6 protein-coding genes are annotated in these 4,563 nt (G+C 54.7%); all 6 read left to right on the forward strand.

Translation table 11 applies throughout. From position 1 onward, the window contains the following. Positions 1–101 precede the first annotated feature (101 nt). Positions 102–401, forward strand: coding sequence for a helix-turn-helix transcriptional regulator (locus IVW53_15560; GenBank protein MBF6606983.1), 300 nt, complete (start codon positions 102–104; stop codon positions 399–401). 231 nt (positions 402–632) lie between these two features. Next, entirely contained in the window at positions 633–2,141 is a 1,509-nt protein-coding gene (locus IVW53_15565; GenBank protein ID MBF6606984.1) for a hypothetical protein, read from the forward strand. Positions 2,142–2,159: 18 nt separating this feature from the next. Further along, complete coding sequence (locus IVW53_15570) at positions 2,160–2,696, forward strand: hypothetical protein (GenBank protein MBF6606985.1); 537 nt, start codon at positions 2,160–2,162, stop codon at positions 2,694–2,696. A 116-nt stretch (positions 2,697–2,812) separates the two neighbouring features. Then, positions 2,813–3,679: a hypothetical protein gene (locus IVW53_15575; protein ID MBF6606986.1), complete on the forward strand. Its 867-nt coding sequence runs from the start codon at positions 2,813–2,815 to the stop codon at positions 3,677–3,679. Positions 3,680–3,762: 83 nt separating this feature from the next. Beyond that, positions 3,763–4,326 carry a hypothetical protein gene (locus tag IVW53_15580; GenBank protein MBF6606987.1) on the forward strand — a complete coding sequence of 188 codons (564 nt, stop codon included), beginning with the start codon at positions 3,763–3,765 and terminating at the stop codon, positions 4,324–4,326. Beyond that, the coding region (locus IVW53_15585) for a hypothetical protein (GenBank protein MBF6606988.1) at positions 4,316–4,563 on the forward strand (248 nt) is incomplete at its 3' end. The genes IVW53_15580 and IVW53_15585, both read left to right, overlap by 11 nt.

Raw genomic sequence — 4,563 nt, forward strand, 5'->3', positions numbered from 1 at the left:
CTGACGCGTCAGCATTAGAAGCGGATTGACGGCGAAACACCTCAGATACCAAGAATTATCTGACGTGTTGTTGGGTAGTATAGCAATTTTTAGGAGTAGCAATGACGACGACGACGACAAACTTTAGCCATCTGGCGCAAAGCCTGGCCACTCTGGGCAACGAGACGCGCCTCAGCATGCTCGGTTATCTTAAGGCGAATCCAGGCGCAAGCGTGGAGGACCTGGTTGCTTTTCTTGAGCTGCCGCAATCCGTAGTATCGCGCCATCTCATGGCCCTGCGCAGAGCTGGCGTAGTAGCCTTTGATGAACGGGGATCGAGTGCCTTTAAGACACACCGGTACTCGTTGAAAAGCGAGATCATCCAGGATGACGCAGAGGCGTTGGCAGCGTTGGCTTCATAGGAGAGGAGTGGTGGGACGTGAAGCGGCAGCGGTTGAGGTTTCTTAACCTGTGAAAAGTTGGAACTCAAACCGCTGCCGTTGATGACCGCCATCAGGTATGATGATGTTCACCTGGGAGCCTGCGGCACACGTTGGGGCAGCCGTAGGTTGTTGTTACTATTATCCATTATAATCCATTATTTTTCAAGTCTATTCAATGCCCCTCATTGTATTTCATAGGGGGAGTTCTGTGTGAAAGCAACGCTCCATAAATCAAAGAAATTCATCGTCTGTGACGACGATTTCTTGCAATTGGCACACAAACGCCTGGCAGGTGCCATGGCCCTGCGGGTCAGCGAGGTAAAAACTGACGAACTTATTGAGTACTACCGCGACGCCTGGCCGGACATGCCAGCCGATGCGTTTCCAGAGGAGGATTTTTTGTGGTTCGATGCCGATTATCAGACGTTCAGCGCGTGGACGCTGCGCATCCGCTGTCGCACGATGCTCGTGGAAATGCTTTGCAATGGGAAGAAGCACACCGGCTTGCTGATAAGCGAAGGGTATCTTAGAAGCCGTTGGGTCTACTATGAAGATCCAGAACATCGCTCTACCACAAAGAACAACCAGGTGCGCTCCACCACAAAGGGCCGTGCCTACGTCGTGACCGACGAGAAAGGAAGCTACCAGGTGGAGGGCGAGGAACAGCCACGCAACGCGCCCAAAGATGGCTTTGTCTATCGACGGCGGCAGTGGTTGTACGATATCGACTGTATCAACACGGCGATCGCGAGGCTGAATGGGGAAACGGCGGAGATCGAACCCGTGCAACGATGGAGGCCACCGAAAGAAGGGAATAATGGGGAAGCCACCAGGCAGGCGAAACGATTGACGACGACGACGACAGCCAGCGCCTCCCCTACATCTACATCGGTTGTTCCTCCTGTTCAAGGGGGTACCATGAATCCAGGTGGGCACCAAGGTGTATCTGCTGAAAGTCAGTCTAGCATGACTAACCATGTAATGCAAGCCATTTCCGTAGATATACTGACGGCTTCCTTGACTGCTGAGACGTTCATCGCTCTCGCCTCGGCCATTCCTGGTCTCACGGTACCACGCCGCGAAGACTGCGATGAGCTGGCGTGGCAGCGCGATGTTTCCCTGCCAGCGCAACAACTTTTGTTGTTACCCAAGGTGATGCAGCATCTGGCTAGGGGGGAGCATGATCGCGCCTGGCAGTACATCGAAGACGTACTACGCTACATGGTGTCGCCTGGCAGTCCGTCGTGGTGGCAGACGCAGCGAGCGCGGAAGACGCCGATTACGCTGCGCCACGCAGCCAAAGAGTTCGCGACGCAGCTGCGTGATATGGAGGCCAAGATAGAGATGCACCTCTGGCATACGTCGGAGTCGCTGCCTTACACGGGTCCAGCCGTCTGCTGGGATTACAACGGGCAGCTTCCTGGCATGAGCGTAGAGGTGGCAACGCAGCTCTACGAAGAGATTCGTGCTACGCATCCGTCGCTTGCCCTGGCGTGCGGTGCCTTTCCTGAGAGTCCAGAGCTTTTCGCCGTCGGCATCCAGTACGCGCCCGATGATGCCTATCTGGATTTCTACGATCCGGAGGAGTGGCGCCGACGGGGCCCTGAAATCGAGGAGAAAGTGCAGTTAGCCCTGGCCTTTGCCGAGGCGTTGGCTGAGATGAACGCTGAGAGCGGAGGCGGCAACCAGGAGAGCCAGGGTCCGCCTGGTGACAACTAAATAGAATGGAGAAGAGGCATGGTACCACCAAAGAAAACCGAACGCTTAAAGAATTATCGTAGCCAGGCGTCGGAAACCTCGATTTTCGAGGCCATCCGCAAGGCATTAGCGACGCACAAAGCCAGGCGCATCACCTTCGATTCCGACGATGAGGGCCAGGCGATAGGCATTGAATTTTCCGTTGTGGTGCAGGGTACCACCCTGGCTTTCCGGCTCCCTGTGCGCCTGGACAATGCCGCAAAGCTGGTGAAGCAGAGCTACGTTTCGCTGGGACGAGGCATCAGCAAAGATGCGCTGCGCGACCAGGCATACCGAACGGCCTGGGCAAACATTCGCGACTGGATTGAAGCGCAATGCGCACTTATCGACATCGGCATGGTACGTACCGAAGAGGTCTTTTTGCCCTACCTGCTCAACCAGGAAGGCAAAACCTACTTTGAAGCCTTTGAGAACGCCTGGCGTTGCCAAGTCCCAAAGGCGGCAGCGACGCAGCAGGGAGTTGGGTCGTCGTTGATGAGCGATGAGGCGATGGATTGGTATGAAGGCGCAGATTGATTCGTAGTGTAGCCGAGCCGAGGCAGCGTGGGGCTACCTGGCTCTCACCCTGATCGTGAGTTCAGTGGCTTAGTAGTACAACGAACGATTAACCATTCTGAAAGGGAAAGGCAAGCATGAAATTTATTCATAATGACAAAGTAAGCCTGGGCTGGGCTATCTTAGTAGAAATCGCGGTCCATGCCCTCTTCGCATTCCAGGCGTTTCTGCTGGGTGGATTCCTGGGAGAGATCGCGCTCACTGCCATCTTCGGCCCTGGCCTCGGTCCGAAGATCGGTGCGTGGGCACTGGCTGTCTTCGTGTTTGGCGCAGCGATGCAGGCATTTGTGCTTGGGGAGTACATGAAAGAGCATGTGCAAAGCTACGAGCGCACAGGCAAAGATGGCAGCTACATCCGTTCCTTCAAGCAAGTGCGTGGGCTCGTCTTCGGCATTGAGATCACGTCATTGCTGTTTCGCATCATTGTCGTCTGGCAAGCTGGCGACGCATTGCAAGCCTTCGTCGTCGCGCTGTTTGGCATTGTGACGCTGTGGTATGCCTACGCACAGGCCAAAGTCATCCATGCAAGCGTCAATCGGCCCATCGAATACCATGTGATGCAAGCACAGCATGAAGTTGGGCGATCATTCATCGATGACATCCTGAAACGGAAAGACGAGATGACCGCAGAGGAAAAGGCCAGGTTTGCCGGTGGTGACTTCGCGGCCATCACTGATGCAGCGCGCACTGGCTTTTTCGCAGATGAGCAGAGACGGCAGGCTAAAACGAGCCGAAGCCAGTCCAGGCAGACGAGGCGACTTGAAGAGCAGCAACACGAAGAGAATGCAAGAGAGCAGCAGGAACATACCAAACAAGCGGCTGGTGGTCTATTCAATCCTGCGAACTGGGGCAAGTCTACGACGGCCACCCCTAAAAATATATCAAATTTCGAGGAAGCTCTGAGCAGCAGCCAGGCGAATCATCAGAGCCGTCGTCAGCAGTAGTTCCTCCGTTGGTGGCGCACTCCCCTACTGAGCCGCCAACGGGTACACGCCCGCCTGAAAACATTCGTTCTAACAACCCTGTCGTGCCGATGATCGTTATTCATAAACCGATAGCAGTGCAACCAGTGATCATTCGAGTGCCACCTGGTAGTCCAACGCACCAGACAATACCGCCAGGATCGAGGCTAAGAGATTTCGATGATCCTGAGCAGATTTCGAGGAGTTTGGCGCCGTTATCGAAAAAAGATTTCGATGGCAACCCTGATTCGAAAAAAGATTTCGTATCAGCGCCGATTATCGAAGACGAAGAGCCTGAGTTCGACCGCGATGGCGACGTGGGTAGGTGGCGACACGACTGGCAAGTCGCGGAGCTGGTGATCTATCGCGGCGAATTTGGAAAATGGCCAGAGGATGTGCCGGTGGATACCGGCTTGCGTAGCTACTACGAACTCCGCTACTTTGACGAAGGAACGAACAGAAAAGGAGTGAAATACAGTGAACTCTATGCCAAACATCGCGCCAAACGAAATCTCTGGCTCAGCCAGCACCGCTCCGGAGAGCAGGCCAGCGAAGCCGACCTGGACACTCCAACGACTGAATCGAACGTGGTTTATCTCCCCACTCGACGAACAGGTAGTGCGCATTGAACATCCGCTCGAAGACGGTGCCACCGACGATCAATGGCGCGCGCTTATTCGAGGCACCGGCGTTCGTATTAAGAACGATACGAAGCCCTGGGGGCCGATGGCGCGGCGTGATTTCCTGAACTTCCTCGAAGAGAAGTATCCAAATCGAATGCCGCAATTCTTCGAATCGAAGCAAGAGGCTTTGCAGCTCCTCGAAGAGAATCGAAAAGAGATTTCGATCTCGAACGAGGAATCGAA

Source organism: Chloroflexota bacterium, assembly GCA_015478725.1.
Lineage (GTDB): Bacteria > Chloroflexota > Limnocylindria > Limnocylindrales > CSP1-4 > C-114.

Coding starts and splice junctions, on each gene's coding strand:
- IVW53_15560 (MBF6606983.1), top strand. CDS start 102: ATGACGACGACGACGACAAACTTTAGCCATCTGGCGCAAAGCCTGGCC.
- IVW53_15570 (MBF6606985.1), top strand. CDS start 2,160: ATGGTACCACCAAAGAAAACCGAACGCTTAAAGAATTATCGTAGCCAG.
- IVW53_15575 (MBF6606986.1), top strand. CDS start 2,813: ATGAAATTTATTCATAATGACAAAGTAAGCCTGGGCTGGGCTATCTTA.